Source organism: Companilactobacillus halodurans, from assembly GCF_009600985.1.
GTDB lineage: Bacteria > Bacillota > Bacilli > Lactobacillales > Lactobacillaceae > Companilactobacillus > Companilactobacillus halodurans.
Genome location: NZ_VDFP01000014.1, coordinates 1 through 22,684, shown reverse-complemented (window position 1 = coordinate 22,684; position 22,684 = coordinate 1). Strand labels below are relative to the sequence as shown.

21 protein-coding genes and 2 pseudogenes are annotated in these 22,684 nt (G+C 37.4%); 9 read left to right on the top strand and 14 right to left on the bottom strand.

Going from position 1 to position 22,684, the window contains the following annotated elements; genetic code table 11:
- Positions 1-89: 89 nt before the first annotated feature.
- The 7 genes and pseudogenes from FHL06_RS07805 to FHL06_RS07780 all read left to right on the top strand — a co-directional run bounded on the left by FHL06_RS07805 (position 90) and on the right by FHL06_RS07780 (position 7,384).
- The gene (locus FHL06_RS07805) at positions 90-2,558 is read left to right on the top strand and encodes an autotransporter outer membrane beta-barrel domain-containing protein (RefSeq protein WP_153385669.1); all 2,469 of its coding nucleotides are present in this window, start codon (positions 90-92) and stop codon (positions 2,556-2,558) included.
- Positions 2,559-2,699: 141 nt separating this feature from the next.
- A complete protein-coding gene (locus FHL06_RS07800) occupies positions 2,700-4,235 on the top strand; it encodes a TIGR03766 family XrtG-associated glycosyltransferase (RefSeq protein WP_153385668.1) in 1,536 nt (511 codons plus the stop codon).
- Positions 4,236-4,311: 76 nt separating this feature from the next.
- Entirely contained in the window at positions 4,312-4,740 is a 429-nt protein-coding gene (locus FHL06_RS14685) for a Firmicu-CTERM sorting domain-containing protein (RefSeq protein ID WP_238333981.1), read from the top strand.
- A 56-nt stretch (positions 4,741-4,796) separates the two neighbouring features.
- Positions 4,797-5,057, top strand: coding sequence for a Firmicu-CTERM sorting domain-containing protein (locus FHL06_RS15010; RefSeq protein WP_337692541.1), 261 nt, complete (start codon positions 4,797-4,799; stop codon positions 5,055-5,057).
- Positions 5,058-5,063: 6 nt separating this feature from the next.
- Positions 5,064-5,687 (top strand): annotated as a pseudogene (xrtG, locus tag FHL06_RS07790) (exosortase family protein XrtG); the annotation flags it as partial.
- Positions 5,684-7,009 carry a TIGR03111 family XrtG-associated glycosyltransferase gene (locus tag FHL06_RS07785; protein WP_153385667.1) on the top strand — a complete coding sequence of 442 codons (1,326 nt, stop codon included), beginning with the start codon at positions 5,684-5,686 and terminating at the stop codon, positions 7,007-7,009. The pseudogene xrtG and the gene FHL06_RS07785, both read left to right, overlap by 4 nt.
- Before the next feature lie 3 nt (positions 7,010-7,012).
- Positions 7,013-7,384, top strand: coding sequence for a 6-carboxytetrahydropterin synthase (locus FHL06_RS07780; RefSeq protein ID WP_153385666.1), 372 nt, complete (start codon positions 7,013-7,015; stop codon positions 7,382-7,384).
- 384 nt (positions 7,385-7,768) lie between these two features.
- Here FHL06_RS07780 and FHL06_RS07775 read toward each other — a convergent pair whose 3' ends face one another.
- The 3 genes from FHL06_RS07775 to FHL06_RS07765 form a co-directional block, all read right to left on the bottom strand.
- Positions 7,769-8,239, bottom strand: a complete 471-nt coding sequence (locus FHL06_RS07775; protein WP_153385665.1) for a glutathione peroxidase — start codon at positions 8,237-8,239, stop codon at positions 7,769-7,771.
- A gap of 143 nt (positions 8,240-8,382) precedes the next feature.
- Positions 8,383-8,574, bottom strand: coding sequence for a type II toxin-antitoxin system HicA family toxin (locus FHL06_RS07770; RefSeq protein ID WP_153385664.1), 192 nt, complete (start codon positions 8,572-8,574; stop codon positions 8,383-8,385).
- Between the two features lie 68 nt (positions 8,575-8,642).
- Positions 8,643-9,575 carry a LysR family transcriptional regulator gene (locus FHL06_RS07765; RefSeq protein ID WP_153385663.1) on the bottom strand — a complete coding sequence of 311 codons (933 nt, stop codon included), beginning with the start codon at positions 9,573-9,575 and terminating at the stop codon, positions 8,643-8,645.
- Between the two features lie 144 nt (positions 9,576-9,719).
- On the opposite strand from FHL06_RS07765, the pseudogene metE reads away from it, so the two are divergent.
- Together metE and metF are read left to right on the top strand one after the other, a co-directional pair.
- Positions 9,720-11,984: pseudogene (gene metE / locus FHL06_RS07760) on the top strand (5-methyltetrahydropteroyltriglutamate--homocysteine S-methyltransferase).
- Entirely contained in the window at positions 11,971-12,846 is an 876-nt protein-coding gene (metF, locus tag FHL06_RS07755) for a methylenetetrahydrofolate reductase [NAD(P)H] (RefSeq protein ID WP_153385662.1), read from the top strand. The pseudogene metE and the gene metF overlap by 14 nt, the downstream one beginning before the upstream one ends.
- A gap of 354 nt (positions 12,847-13,200) precedes the next feature.
- On the opposite strand, the gene FHL06_RS07750 is transcribed toward metF, so the two are convergent.
- The 11 genes from FHL06_RS07750 to FHL06_RS07700 form a co-directional block, all read right to left on the bottom strand.
- A complete protein-coding gene (locus FHL06_RS07750; protein ID WP_153385661.1) occupies positions 13,201-14,631 on the bottom strand; it encodes an MFS transporter in 1,431 nt (476 codons plus the stop codon).
- Positions 14,632-14,720: 89 nt separating this feature from the next.
- The gene (locus FHL06_RS07745) at positions 14,721-14,903 is read right to left on the bottom strand and encodes a hypothetical protein (RefSeq protein WP_153385660.1); all 183 of its coding nucleotides are present in this window, start codon (positions 14,901-14,903) and stop codon (positions 14,721-14,723) included.
- 73 nt (positions 14,904-14,976) lie between these two features.
- Positions 14,977-15,369 (bottom strand): type II toxin-antitoxin system HicB family antitoxin, encoded by a 393-nt coding sequence (locus FHL06_RS07740; RefSeq protein ID WP_153385659.1) that lies wholly within the window; start codon positions 15,367-15,369, stop codon positions 14,977-14,979.
- An 18-nt stretch (positions 15,370-15,387) separates the two neighbouring features.
- On the bottom strand, positions 15,388-15,576 hold the full coding sequence (locus FHL06_RS07735; protein ID WP_153385658.1) for a type II toxin-antitoxin system HicA family toxin: 189 nt from the start codon (positions 15,574-15,576) through the stop codon (positions 15,388-15,390).
- A gap of 163 nt (positions 15,577-15,739) precedes the next feature.
- Positions 15,740-16,429, bottom strand: a complete 690-nt coding sequence (locus tag FHL06_RS07730) for a 2,3-diphosphoglycerate-dependent phosphoglycerate mutase (protein ID WP_153385657.1) — start codon at positions 16,427-16,429, stop codon at positions 15,740-15,742.
- A gap of 169 nt (positions 16,430-16,598) precedes the next feature.
- Positions 16,599-18,014 carry a hypothetical protein gene (locus FHL06_RS07725; protein WP_153385656.1) on the bottom strand — a complete coding sequence of 472 codons (1,416 nt, stop codon included), beginning with the start codon at positions 18,012-18,014 and terminating at the stop codon, positions 16,599-16,601.
- 73 nt (positions 18,015-18,087) lie between these two features.
- Complete coding sequence (locus tag FHL06_RS07720) at positions 18,088-19,137, bottom strand: AI-2E family transporter (protein WP_153385655.1); 1,050 nt, start codon at positions 19,135-19,137, stop codon at positions 18,088-18,090.
- A gap of 9 nt (positions 19,138-19,146) precedes the next feature.
- The gene (locus FHL06_RS07715; protein ID WP_153385654.1) at positions 19,147-19,944 is read right to left on the bottom strand and encodes a YdcF family protein; all 798 of its coding nucleotides are present in this window, start codon (positions 19,942-19,944) and stop codon (positions 19,147-19,149) included.
- A gap of 15 nt (positions 19,945-19,959) precedes the next feature.
- The gene (locus tag FHL06_RS07710; protein ID WP_153385653.1) at positions 19,960-21,174 is read right to left on the bottom strand and encodes a hypothetical protein; all 1,215 of its coding nucleotides are present in this window, start codon (positions 21,172-21,174) and stop codon (positions 19,960-19,962) included.
- Positions 21,175-21,221: 47 nt separating this feature from the next.
- Positions 21,222-21,383 carry a hypothetical protein gene (locus FHL06_RS07705; protein ID WP_153385652.1) on the bottom strand — a complete coding sequence of 54 codons (162 nt, stop codon included), beginning with the start codon at positions 21,381-21,383 and terminating at the stop codon, positions 21,222-21,224.
- A gap of 124 nt (positions 21,384-21,507) precedes the next feature.
- Positions 21,508-22,473, bottom strand: coding sequence for a peptidoglycan recognition protein family protein (locus tag FHL06_RS07700; RefSeq protein ID WP_153385651.1), 966 nt, complete (start codon positions 22,471-22,473; stop codon positions 21,508-21,510).
- Between the last annotated feature and the right edge of the window lie 211 nt (positions 22,474-22,684).

Genomic DNA, 22,684 nt, shown 5'->3' with positions numbered 1-22,684 from the left:
AAAGCCATTTTATACAATATATTATTTCATTTATGGTGCTACAATAGATGAAATAATAAAGATGATTGTTTTTATTTGGGGGAATAATTGTGAGAAAAAAGATTCTTGTCAGTCTTTTGCTTATCATAAGTTCGTTACTTTTATTTATTTCATTTAATACCAACCTTGCATCTGCCGATTTAACCGACAGTACTGACTTGGCTGTCTTAAAAGACGCTCCTAAGGGGATAGGTATTAATAAATATTTCTCTAACTCTGCTCCTAAGGTCTACGACAAAAAAGATATCTATGACACCAATTCTGCCCAAATCGTCGATAATACAGGGGCAAATTCTGACAGTGGCAATATCATTTCTCTAGCTAACTCAAATAATACTTATGGATCAATGTGGTCAAATGATAAAACTTTTGACATTAACAAAGAACAAACTATCTCAGCTTGGATGTACTTTGGTTCAGGCGATGGCGAGTCTGATATCAACAGTGAAGGAATCGCCTTCGTTTTGCAAAATGATGATAACGGCGTTGCAGCCTTGGGCGCTGGTCTTGAAGGCTTAGGCGTTTATGGTTATGACGCTTCCGAAGTTACTCTAGTCAGTGGAACTAATGCTAAACAAAGCTACATTAAAAATACCGCTGTTCAAAATAGTGTCGCTTTGGAATTCGATACTGAGAAAAATAATTTTTATGATACATCCAATAAGCCTATCAATAATAATGGCAAGTCATTCCCATCACTCTACACTTATTACTCTTTAAACGGTTACGATACTCAATTAGGTACCGCTACTTCCAATCTAGTTAACCTCGGATTTCCAAGCGATGCTCGCTATGGTGCCGGTGGTTCTTACGGACACATCGCCTTAACTTATCCTGGATTAGCTGATTCTTATCAACCAGCTGATTTAACAGCCAACTCGACCATGAAAAACCAATTTGTACCTTTCGACACTGGTTATGACTTAGTTCACATCAAACCAACAGCAGCTTATTTGATCAATGATACCGATTCTAGTGGCAATCCAATTTATTGGCATCACGTCACTATCAAATGGATTCCAGCTGAATCTGGCAGCACCACTGCTAAACTTGAATATTCATATAACGATAAAAGTACCGATGGTTCTGATAACAACAACACTACTAGCACCAATTTCCAACGGATCAACGATACAATCGATGTCGATACGACTAAATTGAATACGACTGATGGCAAGGTTCGTTGGGGTTTCACTGCTGCTAATGGCAGTTCCACAAGCGTTGCCACGAAGTTGGTTGCCTTTGATTCCATTCCTGAATTGCTTTACGGCGATGCTGATGCTTCAATCACTGACAACACTTTGAATAAAACTATCACTTCAGATTCAACCGATAAAAAAGTTGCTGGTGGTGACTCACTTAGTTTAAATTACGATTTAAATTACATCCGTGGTAACGAAAATTGGAAGGATATCGCCGCTCAAATTAAAATTCCCGATAATGTCACAGTGACACCAGATGCTAATGGCAACGTTGCTTACATTACTTATAACGATGCCAACAAGACGACTGAAGCAATCAGCTCCAGTGAATTAGTTGATGGCAGTTTGAAACACACTTTAGCTAAAACTATTGGTAACTCTTCTGGTGCAACTGGGACTTCAGCAACTATCAAGATTTCTGCCACTGCTAATCAAGTCAATTCTGACACTAACGTTGGTACCAAGCCTGCAACCTTCACTGGCTCCAACAACATTGCTACAACCAACTCGCCTGCTTTTACAATTATGGCACCAAAAAAGTATAGTTTAAAACTTGATAATACCGGAAGTTCCAATCTCAACCTATTATATAAGGCTGATAATTCCGCATTAAATTTAGTAACAGACTTAACTTATAGCGACAATCACAGCTTTGGCGATGACACGACAGGAACTAACATCATCTATCAAATCACTGCTGGAGATAAAACTTATACTGCTGGCGCAACCGCCACGGATGATGACTATAATCAATCTATCGACCTAAAAAGTTTAATCGATAACGATACCGATTTTTGGAATATCTTCACTGAAAATTCAACTCAGACAGTTACGATCAAGGCTATCGACCAAGCAAATGGACTCGTTTCAAATACCGTTACCTATATCGTTGACACTAAGCCGAATAAGTCTTTGAGCATGACCGTTTCTAAGAACTTAAACTTCAAAGATATTAATTTAGGCGATACCACCGAGTATCTAAAACGTAACAGCGACTTCGATCTCAGCGTAACCAGTCTGCGTGAACCTTGGCAATTGAACGTATCAACTAATGGCTTGTACTTAAATGGGAAAACTTTAGACAGCAATCTAGCCTTGGTTTATCGTAAGACTGCCGATTCCAATTACGCTGCTATTGGTTCAACTCCAACCATGATTGATGAAGACACCACTTCACATGAAACCAGCTCGACTGAAGATATTGCTGACGATTGGACCAATAACTCCGGATTGCTCTTGAAACAACTGGGAGCAAGCAATGCTGGTAAATACACCGGTACCTTGACTTGGACCGTTTCTGATTCAGTCAGCAACTAAAAATATATAATATTAATAAGAAATCGTTGATTTCGATAAATGAAACCAACGATTTTTTTCTGTCTATTTGTGTTTTAGAATAGCTAGACCAATGGCCCATTTTAGGTTAAGCTTGAAAAAATGGGGTAATGAGGGGCAAGAATGCGACAAAAACTATTTAATTTTAGTAATCACAGCTTAAAAGTAATTTTTTATATTTTATTTACATTGACATTTTTTTTTGCATTAACCTCTCCCAATCTTATTTTGGGAGATAATGCAGTAACTAAAATTGGCACTACTGCAGTTTCGACAATCTTTCTTTTGCTGGCTGGAGCAATTTTTTTGTTGCTATATGTCAGTAAAACTGCACATAAGTTCTTTTATAAAATCTTTATAAAAAATAATAAAATCACTGCTACTATATTCTTGCTAATCGTTATCGTCCTTCAAATAATTTTTGTTCAATTAACGCATCCCGCCATCGGATTTGACGTTGGGGCTATTCACTATGGACTGACAAATCCTCGTAATATCAATACAATTGGTTATTTTAGCGTCAATCCCAACAACGTTAATTTGCTTTTGATTCAACACTGGTTTGCAACTCAATTTAAGATGACCTCTTGGCTGTTTTTTGATTATCTGACTTTGATTTTAGTTGATCTTTCTGCCATATTTAATCTTTTTAGCATCGGTCTAATCGATAAAACAAAAGTGCCTCTCGCTATGTATCTTCATGCTCTATGGCTCATTTTATTCCCTATGATTCTTGTCCCCTACACCGACACCTGGGTCTTACCATTAGTATCTTTATATTTATTATGTTATTGTTTTATTTCCTATACTAAAGTTAATTTTATTTATAAACTACCTGTCGCAATAATTTTCGGCGTCGCTATCAGTTGTGCTTATTTCGTCAAACCATCAGGCATAATTCCGGCGATTGCTATTTTGATTGTTGAGTTGCTTCGTTTACTCGTCTCGACTAGGAAAATGTGGGCAACGCTTCTTCTTGTCATCTTGGTGGCCGGCAGTGCATATGGCGGATATCACGTTTTTAATCAGTCCATTCAAAAACAAACTTATATCCGAGTTAATACTTTCCGCGCCAAACCAATCGTCCACTTCATCAATATGGGATTGTCGGGCGATGGCGGCTATAACGAAAAAGATTCCTTCAAAATGGCGACGACCATCAGCAAACAAGCCCGAATCGATTATTCCGTTCACTCAATCAAGAAGCGTCTGAAAAAAATGGGACCTTTTGGTTATGTAAAATTTTTATTGCAGAAACAAGGCAACAATAGTGCTGACGGTACTTTTGCTTGGATCAAAGAAGGAAACTTTATCCATGGCAGCTCTATTCCTAAACAGCATGGAGTTGCCGGCGTAATTGATAATTTCATCTACTTATACGGAACTAATTTAGGCGATTTCCGTTTCATTGCGCAGATTTTTTGGTGTATCTGCTTGGGAATAATTTTCTTTGCTTGGGACGATACTCGTAAAATTACGCAAATCATGCGCTTAACTATTATCGGCGGCTTTATTTTCTTATTGATTTTTGAAGGTGGCAGAAGTCGCTACTTGATTCAGTTCTTGCCAGCTTTTCTCATTTTAGCAACGTTAAATTTTCATGCCACAAAGCAAAAATTACACGATTTATTTAGTTGGACAAAGACTAGTAAAGATTAGCTTTACTTTCTAAACCAATAGGTAATATACTAAATTTGAATAGAGAATATAATTATTTAAATATGGGGGGATAAGAATGAAATTCAAAGGCTTCTTTGTCTTTATAAGTACAATTATCTGCCTCTTTTTGGGAATAATTTTTACAGGTTCGATAACTCAAGCTGCAACCGTTGATTCGTCGCAATTGCCTGTCGATAACAATGAAAAAAGCGATTTAGGAATTAAGATTGACGGCAATTTTGATGACTGGAAAGATAAAACTAAACATGCCATGACCATTAAAGGCGATGACGACAATATTAAATACGTTTCGTTTTTAACTGATGGCAAAAATATTTATTTATATGTTTTGATGAATCCTAAACTAAGCGGTGGCTATACTAATTTTCAACCAGATGGCTACACCTTAACAGTCGGTGACAAAGTATTTTACATTAGTTTTAATAATCATCAAACTGTTACCTTAAATCTTAATCAAAAAAAAGCTGTTTCGATGAATATTTAGCCAGTGATGACTTAAATGTAAATTTAAATAACAACGCTTATGTCTCAAGACAAACTATCAACCAAAAAAATGGCGATGGCTCTGATTACAAAGGAACAGGCTATGTTTTTGAAGCCTCTATTCCCCTAGACAAACTCAAAGGCGTTTCAGATACCAGTGGTCAAACAATCAAATTAGCCAATAATAATCTTTGGACTGGTTCACTAGAAGCATCTGGTGGCAGTACGGGACCAATCGTTTTAGCCAGCGTTGGTTTTACCATTGCTATTATTAGTGTTCTAAAAATAACTGGCTTTGGCTTCAAGAAGAGAGGATAGCTTGCGAACGTATACTTATTAGTTGGAATAGTTGTCTGGTTATATTTATTATCCGTTTTAAAAAGAGCTCACGTTCCCGCTTTTTATTTTATTGTGGGAACGGCCGGACTCTTTTTTATTTTAATTGGCTTCAGTACACCCTATTGGGTCTGGTTTTTTACTCATGCTGTCATCAATGGCGTCGGTTGGTTTGGCGATTTAACGCACATGAGTACCGTGATGAATCACTATGGATTGATCAGTATCAATAATCCAACCAATCCCCTAACGATGACTATTGATTATGAATGTTCTGGAATCATTGAAACAATGGCCTTTATCAGCTTGACCATCTTCTATCCTATTTTTAACCGTCACGAAAGAACCTTTTTCGGTTTTTTAGGAATCATCTGGATATACTTAGCGAATGTAATCAGACTCGCAATCGTTATTACCATCGTCCATTTCTTCGGTGGCGATTCTTTCTTTTTGGCACACTCAATTATTGGACGCCTAATCTTTTACATCTTAGTGATTGCGCTCTACTACAACGTCTTTACCTATTCACAAATTTCACGGAGTTTGTATGCAGCTTTCCAATCACGCGTCAAAAGAATCCAAAATAAATTTAAGAGAGGTGAGAAATCATGAGCTATTGGTTAAATCTTACCTTATTTAAAATGGGCTTTTGGATTACCTGGGCCTTAATCCCCATCGTCATTGAAATCATCCCTTCAATGATATCTAGTATTAGAATTATGATTCACAACAAACATCCCCAGAAAATGATTATGCCTGATAAAATGCCTATGATTTCAGTCTTGATTCCCGTTTATAATTCTGAAGACACCCTCTTTGCCTGCATCAAATCAATTCACGATTCCACTTATCCAACTGAACTGATTCAAGTAATTTTAGCTGACAATCAAAGTACCGATGATAGTTTCCAAGTCTTTGGTCATGCGCAAAATGTTTTTTCTGATATGAATCTTCGTTTGATCCATACTGAAAAAGGCAAAGCTGAGGCTTTAAACGCAGCCCTTTATGGAGCAATCGGAACTTATATCATCAATATCGATAGCGATGGCATTTTGGAAAAACATGCTTTGATGAACATGGTATTAAGATTTGAAAATGACTATGACATTTCCGCATTAACAGGAACGATTTTGACCCAACGCCGTTCGCTAAAAAAATTTGGTGGATTTTTACAACACAACGAGTACTTCGAATATGCTCAAGCATTCTTGTCAGGACGCACAATGGAATCGCATAATAACCACCTCTTCACCATGTCAGGTGCATTTTCTGCCTTTCGCAAAGAAGCCGTTTTGAATACTTTCCTATACGATATTGACACGATTGGCGAGGACACGGATATGACTTTTCAACTGCGGCAACGGATGCAGCGCAAGGTCGGTCTTTGTGCCAATGCCATTTTTTATATTGAGCCTATCAAGGATTTTTCAAAATTGTACACCCAACGTCAACGCTGGCAACGTGGCGAAGTCGAAGTCATTCATCAATATGCTAATGATTTGAGTATAAAAAACTTTTTTAAAAACTTTATGGTGCGTCGGCTCTTAATCGATCACACCTTCCTATTTCCACGGATGATTTGGCTATGCGCCAGTATCGTGCTTCTCTTCTTTCGTTATTCACCAATCATGATGGGAATGTCTTATTTCATCATTTATTTGCTATACATTTTGGTCGAATTTCTCAATTATCTCTGCGTTTTAGAGTTATTAAAAGAATTTCCCAAGGAGAAAAAGTTTTATCGCAAACAATGGTGGGTCGCCATCACGCTACCAATCTACAATTTCATCTGTGCCTTGATTCGTTTAGTCGGCGTCTTAAACAGCATGACCACCACTTCCGAATGGAATTCTGAACCCTTCAAAGTAGAATTTGATCGAACCATCAACGTTGTCAAAGAAGACTTGAAACGTAATAAAAGAAAAGAGAAATAATCAATGAGCAAACAATATCATACCTACAAATTAAAATATTACGTAAATGCCAGCCACGCTATGAGATGGGAAAATGGAGAAGGCAAACAACATAATCACACCTGGGAAATTGTTTGCGAAATCCACAGCAAAAACGACCACATGATAGTTTTCAACGACATCGATAACAAACTACAAAGCATCTTCGACACCTTCTCCGGAAAATTTCTCAACGAACTACCCTACTTCAAAACCATCAATCCCGCAGTAGAAAACGTAGCCGTATGGCTATTCAACCTACTCAATCCAGCATTAGAAGAATTGAACGCTGAATTAGTAAGATTAGAAGTAGGAGAATCACCTACTAGAGCGTATTGCATCGATGTAAGAGAGTGAAATATAAGAGAGTGAAACAGGGGCGGTCAGCTACCGGAGCCTAAGACAATTTCACGAATTGCTCGCTGGTCTTGCGAGTGATTTGGGAAATAGCCTTAGGTGCAGGTAGTTGCCCCTGTGTAACTCGTTTTAACTAGAGAGTGAAACAAGCCCGGGAGCTACCGAGGATTAAGACAATTTCACGAATTGCTTGCGTACTTTGCAAGCGGTTTGGGAAATAGGCTTAACCGGAAGTAGCTGGCTTGTGTAACTCGTTTCCACTATATTGCAGAGAAGCGCAACCGGATGAAACACAAAAAGAGATAATATCCACAATAAAAAAAGCTCTGACACTTATTTTTTAATATGTGCCAGAACTTTTTTAATATCCATATATATTTATATTTATTTCCCCAAAGCCTCAACAATCTGTTTCTCCATCTTTTCAGGCTTAGTAACCGGAGCAAACCGTTCAATCAACTGACCATCGCGACCAATCAAGAATTTAGTAAAATTCCACTTGATACGACCATGACCGCCGATATCCTTCAAATAAGTAAACAATGGATCTTCATCCTCACCATTAACGGCAATTTTTTTAGTCATCGGAAAAGTAACTCCATAGTGCATTTGACAATAATCGCTAGTTGCTTCATCGCTATCTAATTCTTGGTGGAATTGATTGGATGGTAAACCGAGAACTTCCAATCCTTGGTCGTGGTACTTTTGATAAAGTTCTTCCAAACCCTTCAATTGTGGAGCTAATCCACATTTACTAGCAGTATTTACGACTACCAAAACCTTGCCTTGATAATCTTTGAAGTCAATTTGAAAGCCATTCATTTCTGTCTCTGAAAAATCATAAATCGTTGCCATTTAAATCAATCCTTTCTCTCTCTTTATTATCTTAACCATACTATTAGAATAAGATGAAATTTTGAATTAATCAAAATAAGGCTATATAATGAACAACCCGTTTTCAATTACGAAGTTGTTTATTATATAACCTTATTTATTTTTTAACGAATACCGGCTTGTCTCAAAATTTTACTTTCACTTCCATGTTCCAGTTCCTTATCGTGATGAATTGGGACTGGTAACGTGACATTAGTTTCGGGGTTATACATTTTCAAATGCGAACCATTTTGAGATTTTTCTACAAACCCATGTTTCTTCAATATTTTTACGATTTTTTGGGGTTTCATTGCCATGGTATTACCCCCTCTCATTATCTATTGTACACGCCCGGCTTGCATTTAGGAAAAATAATAATCGTCTACTAGACATCCTCGCCAATAATATCGAATCCGTAGCCTCGAATATGTTCTTTTAACATCTTCAAATAATCTTTTCCAATCGGGCTTAATTCCAGTTGACGGTGCTTCAACCAGCCTAAAGTCATTGAATCATCGACATCTAAAGGAATAGCGACAATTTTATCATCATTTAATTTATTACTGATGATACCAGAACTAATCGTGTAACCATTCAGACCTACCATCAAATTAAAAATCGTAGCTCGATCACTGACCTTGATATTTTTCTTTCTATCTAATGTACTCAAAATCTCTTCTGAAAAATAAAACGAATGATTATCGCCTTGTTCATATGATAAATAAGGATAATCCACTAAATCAGCTAGCGTGACACGAGACTTCTTCGTTAAAGGATTCTGCCTGCCCACAAAAACGTGTGGTGAAGCCTTGAACAACGGAGTAAATTCGAGGTCGTATTCCTTGAATAATTTTTCCAGTACCCGGCGATTGAAGGTGTTGAGATACAAAATCCCAATTTCACTCTTGAAACTCGATAAATCAGTCAAAATATTTTCCGTTTCTGTCTCTCGCAAAGTGAACTGATACTCGTCAGCCTGAACCGTCTTAATCAACTCGACAAACGCATGCACAACGAAGGCATAATGCTGCGCCGAAACTGAAAAAGCCTGCTTTTGCACGGTATTTTTTTCATAACGCCCCTTTAACAATTGCACCTGATCAAGGACCTGCCGCGAATAAATCATGAATTCACGTCCTTCATCGGTTAGTGTCACGCCAAGTTTGCTTCGCATAAGGATTTTGATACCCATTTCATTTTCTAACTCTTTAATAGCGTTCGATAAACTTGGTTGCGTTAGGTAAAGTCGTTTTGCTGCTTCGTTGATAGAACCCGTTTTGACAATCATTTCCAGATACTGCAATTGTTGAATTCGCATAAGCCTTATCCCCTAAATTTTTCTCAATTATACCCCTTATAGTTAAAAACTATAACATGTCCCTGTTATTATCAGTTATTAAATATTTCAATATCATGGTAATTTATAGACAATTACAAATACTACCACAAAGGGGACTTATATATGACCACTTCAATTATTGGTTTTCCCAGAATCGGCGAAAATCGTGAACTTAAATATCAGACTGAAAAATATTGGCGAGACGAAATCACTGAAAAAGAATTAAAAGACTTTGCTAAAGATTTACGTTTAAAACACTGGCAATTGATTAAAGATGCTGGTATCGATGGCATTCCTAGCAACGACTTTTCTTTTTTTGATACGACATTAGATGCAGCTTACCTCTTCGACATTATCCCCGAAAATGTTAAGCAAATTAATCTGTCACCACTCGACCGATACTTCGCCTTAGCAAGAGGCTATCAAGGAGAAGAAGGCGACATTAAAGCCCTGCCCATGAAAAAATGGTTCAACACCAACTACCACTATTTAGTTCCACAATTTACTAAAGAAACCCAAATAAAACTAACCGACACTAAAATTTTTGACGAATATCAAGAAGCTAAAGACAACGACATTAACACTCGTCCAGTTATTATTGGACCCTTTACCTTGCTTTCTTTGAGTGAATTTCACGACGTAGAACCAAAAGATTTCGTTGATGATTTGGTATCTGCTTATCAAGAAGTCTTTGAAAAACTATCTAAGAAAGGAGCTACTTGGATTCAACTTGACGAACCTGAGCTTGTTAAAGATGTAACCGGTGCCAATAAAGAGCTCTTCGAAAATATCTATCAAAAACTCTTAACCAACAAAGCCGGTTTAAAAGTCTTGATTCAAACTTACTTTGGCGATGTGCGTGATGTCTATTCTGACTTGACCACCCTTCCAATTGACGGAATCGGGTTGGACTTTCACGAGGGGCGTAAAACTGAAGAACTGGTTGAATCAGGCTTTCCTGATGATAAAGTTCTCTTCGCCGGCGTCGTTAATGGGAAAAATATTTGGCGCAATCACTATGAAGAAACGACCGACTTATTAAAACGACTACCGGTCAAAAATTTAGTCATCTCAACTTCATGTTCCCTATTACACGTCCCTTATTCAGTTGAAAATGAAGACTTTGCCCCAGAAATCAAGCAACACTTTGCTTTTGCTAAAGAAAAATTGACTGAACTCGACGACTTAGAAGTTATTTTAAATGGCAATGGTCAAGAAGCTGAAATTAAAAACAAACAACTCTTTGAAAAAACTCGAGTTAAAGCTAATCCTGCTGTTCATGAACGAATCGACAAGTTGACCGCTGACTCATTTGTCAGACACCCTAGCCTTGAAGAACGTGCTGTTATTCAAAAACAAGAATTCGATTTGCCACTTTTACCAACTACGACGATTGGATCATTTCCTCAAACTAAGGAAGTCAAAAAGACGCGAGCTCAATTTAGACACCATGAAATCTCTCAAACTTAATATGATACATTTATCGCCAATCACATCGATGAATGGTTGAAATGGCAAGAAGATATTGGCTTAGATGTCCTGGTTCACGGTGAATTTGAACGCAACGACATGGTCGAATATTTCGGACAAAATCTCGATGGTTATCTTTTCAGCAAGAACGGCTGGGTTCAATCTTACGGGACTCGTGGCGTTAAACCTCCTATTATCTGGGGAGATGTTGCGAGAAATCACCCTATTACTGTTAAGTGGTCGACTTATGCTCAAAGCCAAACTGAAAAAATCGTTAAGGGTATGCTGACAGGTCCAGTCACGATTTTGAACTGGTCGTTTCCACGTGAGGATATTTCCATGAAGGAATCCACGATTCAGATTGCCCTTGCCATTCAAGATGAGGTACTCGATCTTGAAAAGAATGGTATTAAAATTATCCAAATCGATGAAGCGGCGTTACGTGAAAAACTACCACTTCGCAAAACTGACTGGTATTCACAATATCTAGATTGGGCTATCCCTGCCTTTCGCCTTGTTCACAGCAAGGTTAAACCAACGACGCAAATTCACACCCACATGTGCTATTCCGAATTCACCGATATTATTCCCGCAATTCAAAATATGGACGCCGACGTGATTTCGTTTGAGGCTTCCCGTTCCAATTTGGAAATTCTCGATGCTTTGCAAAAAGAACACTTCAAACTCCAAGTTGGACCCGGCGTTTACGACATCCACTCGCCACGAATCCCTTCCGTCGATGAAATCAAAACCACAATTCATAAAATTTTAGAAAAGGTTCCCGAACAAAAAGTTTGGATTAATCCCGATTGTGGTCTCAAAACTCGTGGCATTAAAGAAACTAGAGCCAGTTTGGAGAATCTCACTACAGCCGCTCAAGAAGTACGAGAGGAGTTGTCGATTCATGGTAGAAAATAATCATGCTCCAACGCTTTCGTTTGAAGTTTTCCCACCTAATTCACAAGTTGGTGTAGAAAATCTGACTGATACTTTGGATCAATTAAAAGGTTTGAATCCCAGTTTTATCAGTGTCACCGCCAGCAACCATAAGTTAAATTACGAAGAAACGACCATTGATCTCGCCAAATATGTCAAAGATAAATTGCACTGCCACACGATGGTCCACATGCCCGCTGCCTATGTGACTAAAGAAGATGTCAGTTCAATTTTAAATCGGCTCGAGAAGATGAACATTCATCAAGTTCTAGCCTTACGTGGCGATATCGTCGATGGCTTTCGTCCTGAAACTGACTTTAAATATGCCAGTGACTTGACCAAATTCATCAAGAGTAAAAAGCCTGATTTCACTGTCACTGGAGCTTGCTATCCTGAAGTTCACCCTGAGTCAAAAAATCGAGTTGACGATATCAAGCATTTGAAAGACAAAGTAGACGCCGGCTGCAACCAACTAATCACACAATTGTTTTATGACAATGAGCAATTTTATCGGTTCCAAGAAGAATGTGAAATTGCTAATATCAACGTGCCTATCCTCGCCGGTATCATGCCCATCGTTAATCGAAAGCAAGCTTTACACGTAATCAAAAATTGTTCCGCTCATTTGCCCAAAAAGTTCACCGATATTCTCGACAAGTATCAAGACAAACCAGTCTCGCTAAAAGAAGCTGGAATTGCCTATGCTGTTGACCAAATCGTTGATCTAGTCACCAATGACGTTCCCGGAATTCATCTTTATACAATGAACAAATCTGATACTGCCAAGCATATCTTTCAAAATACTGCCTCATTATTTGAGTTAGAACCAGCAATTGAAGAGTAAGAAAATATCCCTATAGATTAACTGTTATCTAAGTTAATTTATGGGGATATTTCGTTTATTTTTGATATCTTGATTCATGCAAAAAATGATATACTCCTGACGTTGCCTTACCAATTTATTTCTTTGATTGGGGGTGTTAAGATGAGTTCGTTTTTTTGTTCACTTGCGGTCGGCTTGATAACCGCTTGGTTCGCAGATTGGCTACGACGCAGACACCGCAAATAAAATAAAAAGGCAATTCTAGCCCACTATAAAACCCGAAGCAAGGCCCACTTGCTTCGGGTTTTGGTGTTTTGATGATGTTCATTTTTTTGCAACTAAAGTATAGCATGTGTACAAATGACTAACAACAATTTATGCACGTTTTTGTTCAGCTTTTTGTCGTGTTTCTTTTCGATTAATTCTAATAATCATATAAACTAAAATCACTGAAACTATCAACAAGACCAGTGCTGTAAAGTAAGCGAAGTGCATACCACTTAAAAACCAACTTGGGTGATTTTGAGGGTAATAGTTTACTTGGTGGTGTGATTGGACACTCATTCCATAGTACAAACTAGTTGTGGCCAAACTGACCCCAATACCCATTCCTAAATTTCTAAATAAGGCTGCCAAACTGCCGGCAATTCCTTGGTATTCTTGTGGAGCATATCCCATAATCATTGGATTATTTTGGAATCCTCCATTACCGATTCCCAGCAACAACAACATAATAGTGAAAATAACTAAGCTGACATGTCCAGAGAACCAAACTAGGAAAATCAATGGCACAGCATAGACAAACAAGTTAACGATTGAAACCGTAGCGGCGTTATATTTATCAGTGAAGTATCCCGCAATTGGTGCTGCTATCACGTTAGCAAACGGTATTGCCATCATAATTAGACCAGTAAACGACGTACTCAATGACCTGAAATCAGTTAGATAAAACGGCATGATAACGTTGGCGTAATATCCGATTGAAAAGACTAACAGAGCACTGACTAGGCTCAAGGTCAATCTTGGAATTTTGAAGATATGCAAATTGATCAACGGACTCTCAGTATGTTCTTCAATGTAGAAGAACACCAGCCAAACAATCAGACTGACGACAAATGTAACGATGACGTTGCGGTTACTGAAGCCAATATCTTGTCCCATATAGATGCTGACAAAGAAGGTCGCAATCGCTATGGCATAAGTTACTAAGCCAGGCCAATCATAGGCAATTTCCAAAGTCCGTTTCTTATCCTTAGGAAACATGAAACGTCCATAAATATAAACAATAATTCCAATTGGAATATTAATAATAAAAATCCAGTGCCAAGACAAGACTCCTAAAATCAAGCCCCCCAATCCAGGTCCAGAAATATTTCCTAATTGAGCAATGATACTGTTGATTCCATAAGCTCGTCCTCGTTGACTCATGGGAAAAATCATTGCGATGATACCGATATTAGTAGCCATACTCATGCTGGCACCAATACCTTGAATGATACGACCAAACAACAGCAAATATAACGATGGACTCAAAGCACAAATAAATGAACCCAAAGTAAAGAAAATTGTTCCTGTTTGAAAAATTTTGATGTATCCAATCTGGTCTGCCATTCTTCCCCAAAAGAGCAGCAACATACAAATCATGATTAGATAGACTGACACGATCCATTCAGCACGGTTCATGGGAACATGTAAATCCTTGGTCAAACTGGGAATCGCCACATTAACGATACTCGCATCAAGCAATTGCATGAAAGACATAAAACTAGTGGCAAACAACGTCAGTATATTGTGTTTACCTTTCATAAAATACAAGACTACCTTTCATTAATAAATCATACTTATAATAATAAGCTCAATCCCCATCACACTTCAAGAATAATTGATTAAATGATTTATTTTTGATGATAAAAATAGAAAAATTGAATTAAATAAAGTGCCAATAATCCTATCAAGACAGCCATTCCACTAATATTTTTCGTCATAACTTGAAAAACAATCATCGCATCATAAATGACACCTAAAACAATAACTTCATAGACGAAAAAGCGAGTTGTCTTCTTTAAAGCTCGTAACATTCTTACACCTCAATTTTGTAAACTCCTATAATTATACAAAAAAATGACCTCACTACCAAAAGTGAAGTCGAATTTATTCATCTAATTTGTTCTTTAAAGCCTCCGTTAAAACAGCTGAAAAGTTAATATTTTTCTTTTTACCCAAGACTACTAAATATTCAGGAACCGTAACATTTTTACGAACTGTTTTAGGATTGTTACGTCGATATTCTTCCAAGTTCAAATAAACAATCGTCTTAATTTCATCTTTTTTAATGACGATATCTTCTAAAGGAGTAGCTTTAGGATAATCAGTCTCATCTTCTAACATAAGACCAACAGCATCTTGAGCCATCATCAAAGCATCCTTCATATTTTCACCTTGAGTCCAAGTACCATGATCAATATCAGGTATTTCAACACTATATCCTGAATCTTCTGGATGTAAAATTACCGGATAAACTAAAGTATTCTTATTATTTTTCATAATATACCTCTTAGACAATTATTTGAGACCAGCTTGCTTTAAAATTGCATTTTCTGTTCCCTTTTTCATTTCTCTAGCATGAATCGGAATTAGAACAGTAACATTCGTAAATGGATTATACATTTTTAAATGTGAACCACGTTGCGATTTTTCTATAAATCCATTTTGCATTAAAACTCTAATTAATTCCCTAGGTTTCATCGGCATGAACTTATTCTCTTTTCAAATTCGATTATACACATCAATGCACATTTATCAAATTAAATAAACTTTTATTTAATCTAACTTCATAAAAAATTACGTAAAAAAAATACGACCATCCACATCAAAAATGTGTCTAGTCGTATTTTTAAAATCAACTAATCAAAAATTAGTTAAGCTTCTTCTTGCTTACAACGTTCAACTTGTCGTCCATGTCATAAACAACTGGTTCACCAGTAGCCATTTCAAGATTCATGATATCGTCATCTGAAATGTTTTCGATGTACTTAGTCAAAGCACGTAATGAGTTACCGTGGGCAGCGATGATTACGTTCTTGCCATCAAGCAACTTAGGAGCAATTTCATCTTCCCAGAAAGGAATTACACGTTCCAAAGTAACTTTAAGGTTTTCACCACCAGGAATGATTCTTGGGTCAAGGTTTGCGTAACGACGATCCTTGGCTGCTGAACCTTCATCAGTAGCTTTCAATAGTGGAGGTAATGTATCGTATGAACGTCTCCAGATGTGAACTTGTTCATCACCGTATTTTTCAGCTGTTTCAGCTTTGTTAAGACCTTGAAGTGCGCCATAGTGACGTTCGTTAAGTCTCCATGTCTTCATTTCAGGAATCCATAATTGGTCACAGCCTTCAAGAGCATAGTGCAATGTCTTGATAGCACGTGTCAATACTGAAGTGTAAGCTTGGTCAAATTGGATGCCAGATTCTTTAAGAAGTTTACCAGCATTTTGAGCTTGCTTTACACCTTCTTCACTAAGGTCAACATCAACCCAACCAGTAAATTGGTTTGATAAATTCCATTCACTTTGTCCGTGACGAATGAAAACTAATTTTGCCATTTATATGATCCTCTTTTCATTTCTTTAACAGTGTATATTTTACACGATATCGTCAATAAAAAAAAGAGAGCAAACCCTAATTTACAGGAAAACTCCGAAAATCAAAATACTTTTCATTTTTATCAAAAAAAGAGTTCAGGCTAAACTATTTTATCCTAAACTCCCATCATTATTCTTTATAAATTGGTGTATCCATTTCTTTTAAGGTTGTGATATCCAGCGTATTTTTTGAATTCTTGTTCAAATAAGTATTGACCTGGTCAGACCCTGCCATTACTGCGCTGATTTTATCTTTGCCTTCAATCAAATCAGAAACCTCTTGCGCATTTTCGCTTTGTTTCATGACGATTGGAATAACTTCGACGCCACTGTCGCGCAAACTCAACAATTTCTTGTAGTATTCAGAATTGATTGAAACGAAGACAGTTGAATCGCCTTGTTTGAGAGCTTGATTCTTTAACCACCAAACGATTAAATCTTCATCGCTATCAAATGTGCTCATCAAGACATTGCCTTCGCTAAAGAGCTGAATATAAGGCTCGTCAGAGGTGTAACTCTTAATCAAGACAAGTGTACCATCTTGGCGATAGAAGTTCTCTCGAACCACTTTATTGGCATTTCGATGGTCATAAAACTGAGTTGCTGAAATAACTCCATTGAAATCGAAAATATCGCGACTCAATAATTTCGTATCTTTATAGTGACGAATAATCTGCAATTGATGGTTGGAGCTTCTCGAAACTTCCATGACTAATTTGTCATTGGCATCTAAAATTTTATCTACTTTATCGCTGACATGTTGAACTCGATAATCAGCATCAAAAGGTATTTCAGCTGGCGTGACAGGCGTATTCAAGTTACGTCCTTGCAATTCATTGTACATGTTCAACAAGAAGGCATTGCCATCAACTAAACCAGCATTTTGGTAATCCATCCAAGTTTGGTCGATTTGGTCGTTATAAGTGACCGATATGGCGTTACCGACTAAGCCTTTTTCAGCCAGAGTCATGCTCAATTGTTGCCACATAGCGCTCTTTTCGTGATCGGGTTCACTTGGCAGGTCATCGGCGAAAATATAATAAACGCGGCTGTTATCCATATAAATCTCATTAGCCATTTCGTCAGTTCCAAACCAATCTTTCAAAGAAGCGTTGACTTCTTTGATGCGGTCTGTTGCTTGCTTTCGTTCATCAACTTGGTCGCTGCTTACGTTACGCAAAACGTGGTTGCAATAAGAGCGGTCAGCTAACAATTGGCTCCGTAAGCGTGATTTCAAATCGGCGCTTTGATCCAGAGCGTTTTGCAAATCTTGTTCAGTGTATTGCCACTGTCCGCTTTCATTCATTGGCGTTTGTTGTGGTTGATTTTGGCCAAAGTAATACCCGTCGTTATTATCATTATTAGCGTCGTTATTAAAGTCATCATTAGGAGCAAATTGAGTTCCCATCCCCGAAGACGCATCGTTATATTGATTTTGAGCTTGATCAAAATTATTTTGAACCGGTTGCGGATTTTGATATGAAGAATTGCTTAGATCAGAATAATTATCATCGTTATCTTTCTTTTTTCTATCGAAAAATGACATATTTTAATCTCCCATCTACGTCAGTTGACTGCATTTAACTTCATTATATATGACAAAAGGTATTCAGACTCAATTATAACGTTTTCTTTAACTTTAATCTGTGCTTTTTCGGCTTGCCAATTGAGTGAACGCCTAAAATTTCGAGGAAGAAAACAAAGATAGGAATCCCAATAACTAGACCCCAAGTACCCAGGAGTTCCTCTGACACAATCAACACAACGAAGGTAAAGAAGATTGGCAAATGCGTCATGCTGGACATGAATTGTGGATTCAAGAAATAAGTCTCAATCAAATGAATCACAATAATCATGATGACGATATAGATAACATAACGGATGCCACCGACTGAATAAGCGATAAAACTCAAAGGAACTAGCGAAATAATTACCCCTGCTACCGGTATCAAAGACAAAATGAAGACCATGGCAGCTAAAGCAATCACGCCTGGCATTTTCATAAAGACTAAAGTAATCGTTGTTAAAGCCGTATTAACGACCGCAATCATCAGTTGAGCTTCTAAAACGACTCCGAAAGTATTAACGAACTTCTTGCCGCAATAATACAAATCAGAAAAGACCCAACTGTACTTGCTGTCTAAAAATTGACGACCAAAGGCATTCATCTGATCGATTTGACTGGTATAGAAGAAACTCAATAGAAATGAGATAACGATATTAAAACCAATTGCACCAACGCTACTAATGTAGTTAACCACTTGCGTGATAGCAACCTTGATTTGATTATCTAAATTGATCTGTTGCAAATAATCATAAATGATATCAAAATACGGATTGGAACGAACTTCCTTACTCTCATAAAACTTTTGCAAGGAGCTAAACATCTTGGCTGTTTGATTGATCAGTTGTGGCACATAATTAGCAATCACAAAGACCAATAAGGCGATGATTATCAAATAAACTGGTGCTATCACCCAAACAGACTTAATTTTGGGAAACTTCTTTTGCACAGCTCGCACTAACTGAACTGATAAAAAGGTAAAAGTAAACGTCAATAAGAACATGCTCATCATGCTTCTAAAGATATAAAACAAAGCGATGACGATAACTAGTAGGATGAATCTTCTTAGACGTTTGTTGTTGACGAATCTATCATACAAACTCATAAAATCTCCTTACATACACATACTTAACGAAAATAATATATCCATTCCAAAAACCGTCGCTAAAGTGTAGCGATTGTACCAAATAATTGCCGTGAACTCGCGAAACATAGCAGGCCACTTCAACATGCTGACTGTTTTTTTGGCCGCAAATTGAACCTTGATGCCAAGTTTTTTGATATGCAATTTAGTACGTGGAATATGATAATCGCTTGTTACTATAATAACCCTTGGTCGCGTATCTTTTGACAAATTTTGACGAATTCTTATTGAAGAATATTCCAAATTTTGAATCGTGTTGACAGATTGGTCTTCCAAAACAATTTTATCCTCAGGAATCCCATTTTCAATCAGATACTCTTGCATCAATTGCGCTTCAGTGTAATCGCTAGTCGAACTCTTGCCGCCGCTGACAATTATCAAGGGCTTTTTTTGGAAATCACTATAGAGTTCGATGGCTTTATCAAGCCTCCCCATCAAGATTGGCTGAATCCTTCTGCCTAAACAGCGGTTGCCTAAAACTAATAAAAAGTCAGTTTCTTTAACTGCTTTTAACCTCTTAAAGTCACGATTCATCTGCCACATATAAACCAACATGATAATCAAAAATATCAAGTTAATCGTCGCAAAAGCAAACGTATAAGCTCGAACGTACTTATTGATTGTCATTTTAGCCATGAAGTAGAAGATAAAAATAGTCGAACTCGATAAAATGATTGCTAAAATCGGTTTGCGACTATATACAAATCTGATTTTATAGATAATTATCGCTTCAACTACCGTAACTACGATCATCAATAAAAAATTCATATTCCCCTCCAAAGCTTAATTCAAGCTGAATTTCAATTTAGGCACCGTCAGTGAAAAGTTTTTCACCAGTGTCCAAGTCACAGTTGTCGAATCTTTATCCGGCTGCTTTAATAAGAACAATTTATTGTCTAGTGAACCGTATATTAAAAATTTTCCTTTAGTTGTTTTAACCGTAGGGCCATTTTCCGAATAAGCCGAAGGAGAAACTAAGAAGAGATATTGCATCAATGGCTGCTTACTGCCACTAACGCTAAATCCTTGGTAATCGGATGGTTGAATATTGGTCCCGTACAATTCCCCAAAATTGACGCCAATATTTGCGACCTTCTGATGATGATTATCTGAAATAGCCCCCACTAATTGCATCAAATCAGCATTTGAAGATATCGGATTGCCCTTGTAACTATCATAATAAGCTTTCGTCTGCTTAATCGCATCTTTTAAGTCCGTTTGCGTATTATTAGACTTGGTCAACAAGTTAGCCTTAGTATTCTTTTGCCCATCTTGAACCCGAACAGTGTAGTCGCTCGAATACAAATATAATTGGTTAGAATCCTCTTCAATCCTTAATTTAGCTTGACTGATTTGATTGCCAGTCGCTTTAGAATTGACCTTCAAGTTGACGCTCTTTGGCAAAAGTCGGTCTTGGTTTTGCCCATGGTAATAGTAGTCGATGGTCAAGAGATTTTGCGGAGTCAGATACATCTTGCCGTATAAACTTTGAACTTGGCCCGATTCAACTAAGGTAGTCATGACGACCTTACTATCAGTTTTATCAGACAGCTTTTGGGCTGAATGTTGCGTCAAGGTCATCTGATAAGTCCCATCTTGATTGATAGCTAAATTCCCATCAGTCCTGCGATAATCAATAATCGTTGAAAAATCAAAGTTGCCAATCAATGAATCATCAGTTATCGGCTTAGCTGAATTTTGTGTATCGATTATATGGTCGGGCATTTGGCTATAAGCAATCGACTGCGATTTCTTCTTTTGCGACTTGGAGAGATTGCTCTTCTTATCTCGCTTAGTCAGATACGCAAATTTATATGTGTCGTTGCCAAATTCAACATAATACCCCTTCATATGTTTGCCATAAACATTCTCATGGTATTTCTTAATGATTTTCAGGACTAAATCCTGTTTAGCTGTTTGAATGGTGATAGTCTTGCCGTCGCGATTCAAAACATATTTAGGGTCGTTAAAGTGGCTATTGAAGCGGCTGATTCCCACTTTGCCGTCAATGGTCGTGATATCTTTAACTTTGGCTCGTTGATCTTTTACGAACTGATTGAAACTGTATCGTTTTCACCCTGATCCTGATATAAATACCAGGTTTTATTAGAACTGACGATTTTGGAAGTTTCTTTTTGCTTGCAACCAACTAATACCACGGCGAAAAGACATAACATGCTTAAAATTACATAGAATTTTTTTACCATATCAGCTAACATTGCCCCTTTTCAACGTCAATTATACAACTCAAAACCTTCCTATTATTGAATAATGATAGCAAAAAAAGGCCCGCTTTTCAGCGAGTCTTTAATAATACTTTATAAAAATTATTTATCCAACTACGTAGTTGTTATCGACCCATTCGTTAGTAGCAACACGACGGTATGTAACGCCATCGTTTGAAACCTTGAATTGGTCAGTATACCAAGGTGAGTTGTTAGCTAAAGCACGGTTTGTAATGTTCTTTGTGCTGCCATCATTTTGGAAAGCTACTAAAGGAACATAACTACCTTTAGAATTGCTTACTTTGATAACATTTGTATTTGCAATATCTGAACTGCCTTCGTTAGCAGTGTTGTTGTTGTTTTCACTACCACTATTTGTAGTTCCCTTTAGTTGGTTATAATACTTGCTTACAAGGTCATAGAATTGATCCATGCTGTAACCCCATTTAGCGAAGTAGCCAACGGGATCAGTGTGAGTCGTTTCGCCCCATTTTCTTGAGACATCATTGTGGGACATAACTGTTACACCTGGTGTAAATGGCAAGTTATATTGAACTAATTTTGAAGCTGTGTAATAAGCTTGGTTAGCAACTGATCTAGCGAATGCGTCAGTTGTTGAAACTTCGCACAATTCGACTTGAACAAATTTAGCATTGGCTGTAGGACCAGCACCCCAAACTGCATAGTCAGTGTTCTTGATATTCAAAATTTCATTAGCGTCAACAAAAGCGTGAACGTATGAGTACATGTTTGACCATTCACGGTTGAAGTAAGTTGCTTCATTTTGAGCTGTGGCCCCTGGCGTAGCTGTTTCGTGAATGACGACCCCTTCTGGCTTACCGACACCATTTTCATAACCTTGCCAAATGTTGAAAGTTCCTTCTTGGTTAGTAATTGAAACTGGTTTGATATTGTTGTTAGTTATATAGTTGTTGATTGCTGAAGTAGCAGCTTGAGCCACCTGAACGTGCGGTCCAATTGCTGGAGCCACTTGTCCAACAGTCGTTAAACCGATACTAGCGATTGCTAATGAAGTAGCAACACTAGTCATAAATTTCTTCTTCGATACCATAATATATATTCCTTCCCGCCGTTAATTTCCTTAACGTATAAATTATAACAACTTTATTCACAAATTTGACTAAAGTAATAAACCGGCGAATTTTATAATCAAGTTAGCCACTTTCAATAAAATTCCAAAATAAAAACACCAAGACGAAAAAATCAGGTATCATTGGAGTTCTCCACAAACAATGAAAGAGGTTTTTCGTCTTGATGCAAGA

Bases quoted from the DNA above. Each gene is read 5' to 3' on its own strand.
- FHL06_RS07800 (WP_153385668.1), top strand. From the start codon at position 2,700: ATGCGACAAAAACTATTTAATTTTAGTAATCACAGCTTAAAAGTAATT.
- FHL06_RS14685 (WP_238333981.1), top strand. From the start codon at position 4,312: ATGAAATTCAAAGGCTTCTTTGTCTTTATAAGTACAATTATCTGCCTC.
- FHL06_RS07785 (WP_153385667.1), top strand. From the start codon at position 5,684: ATGAGCTATTGGTTAAATCTTACCTTATTTAAAATGGGCTTTTGGATT.
- FHL06_RS07780 (WP_153385666.1), top strand. From the start codon at position 7,013: ATGAGCAAACAATATCATACCTACAAATTAAAATATTACGTAAATGCC.
- FHL06_RS07775 (WP_153385665.1), bottom strand. From the start codon at position 8,239: ATGGCAACGATTTATGATTTTTCAGAGACAGAAATGAATGGCTTTCAA.
- FHL06_RS07770 (WP_153385664.1), bottom strand. From the start codon at position 8,574: ATGGCAATGAAACCCCAAAAAATCGTAAAAATATTGAAGAAACATGGG.
- FHL06_RS07765 (WP_153385663.1), bottom strand. From the start codon at position 9,575: ATGCGAATTCAACAATTGCAGTATCTGGAAATGATTGTCAAAACGGGT.
- metF (WP_153385662.1), top strand. From the start codon at position 11,971: ATGGTAGAAAATAATCATGCTCCAACGCTTTCGTTTGAAGTTTTCCCA.
- FHL06_RS07750 (WP_153385661.1), bottom strand. From the start codon at position 14,631: ATGAAAGGTAAACACAATATACTGACGTTGTTTGCCACTAGTTTTATG.
- FHL06_RS07745 (WP_153385660.1), bottom strand. From the start codon at position 14,903: ATGTTACGAGCTTTAAAGAAGACAACTCGCTTTTTCGTCTATGAAGTT.
- FHL06_RS07740 (WP_153385659.1), bottom strand. From the start codon at position 15,369: ATGAAAAATAATAAGAATACTTTAGTTTATCCGGTAATTTTACATCCA.
- FHL06_RS07735 (WP_153385658.1), bottom strand. From the start codon at position 15,576: ATGCCGATGAAACCTAGGGAATTAATTAGAGTTTTAATGCAAAATGGA.
- FHL06_RS07730 (WP_153385657.1), bottom strand. From the start codon at position 16,429: ATGGCAAAATTAGTTTTCATTCGTCACGGACAAAGTGAATGGAATTTA.
- FHL06_RS07725 (WP_153385656.1), bottom strand. From the start codon at position 18,014: ATGTCATTTTTCGATAGAAAAAAGAAAGATAACGATGATAATTATTCT.
- FHL06_RS07720 (WP_153385655.1), bottom strand. From the start codon at position 19,137: ATGAGTTTGTATGATAGATTCGTCAACAACAAACGTCTAAGAAGATTC.
- FHL06_RS07715 (WP_153385654.1), bottom strand. From the start codon at position 19,944: ATGAATTTTTTATTGATGATCGTAGTTACGGTAGTTGAAGCGATAATT.
- FHL06_RS07705 (WP_153385652.1), bottom strand. From the start codon at position 21,383: ATGGTAAAAAAATTCTATGTAATTTTAAGCATGTTATGTCTTTTCGCC.
- FHL06_RS07700 (WP_153385651.1), bottom strand. From the start codon at position 22,473: ATGGTATCGAAGAAGAAATTTATGACTAGTGTTGCTACTTCATTAGCA.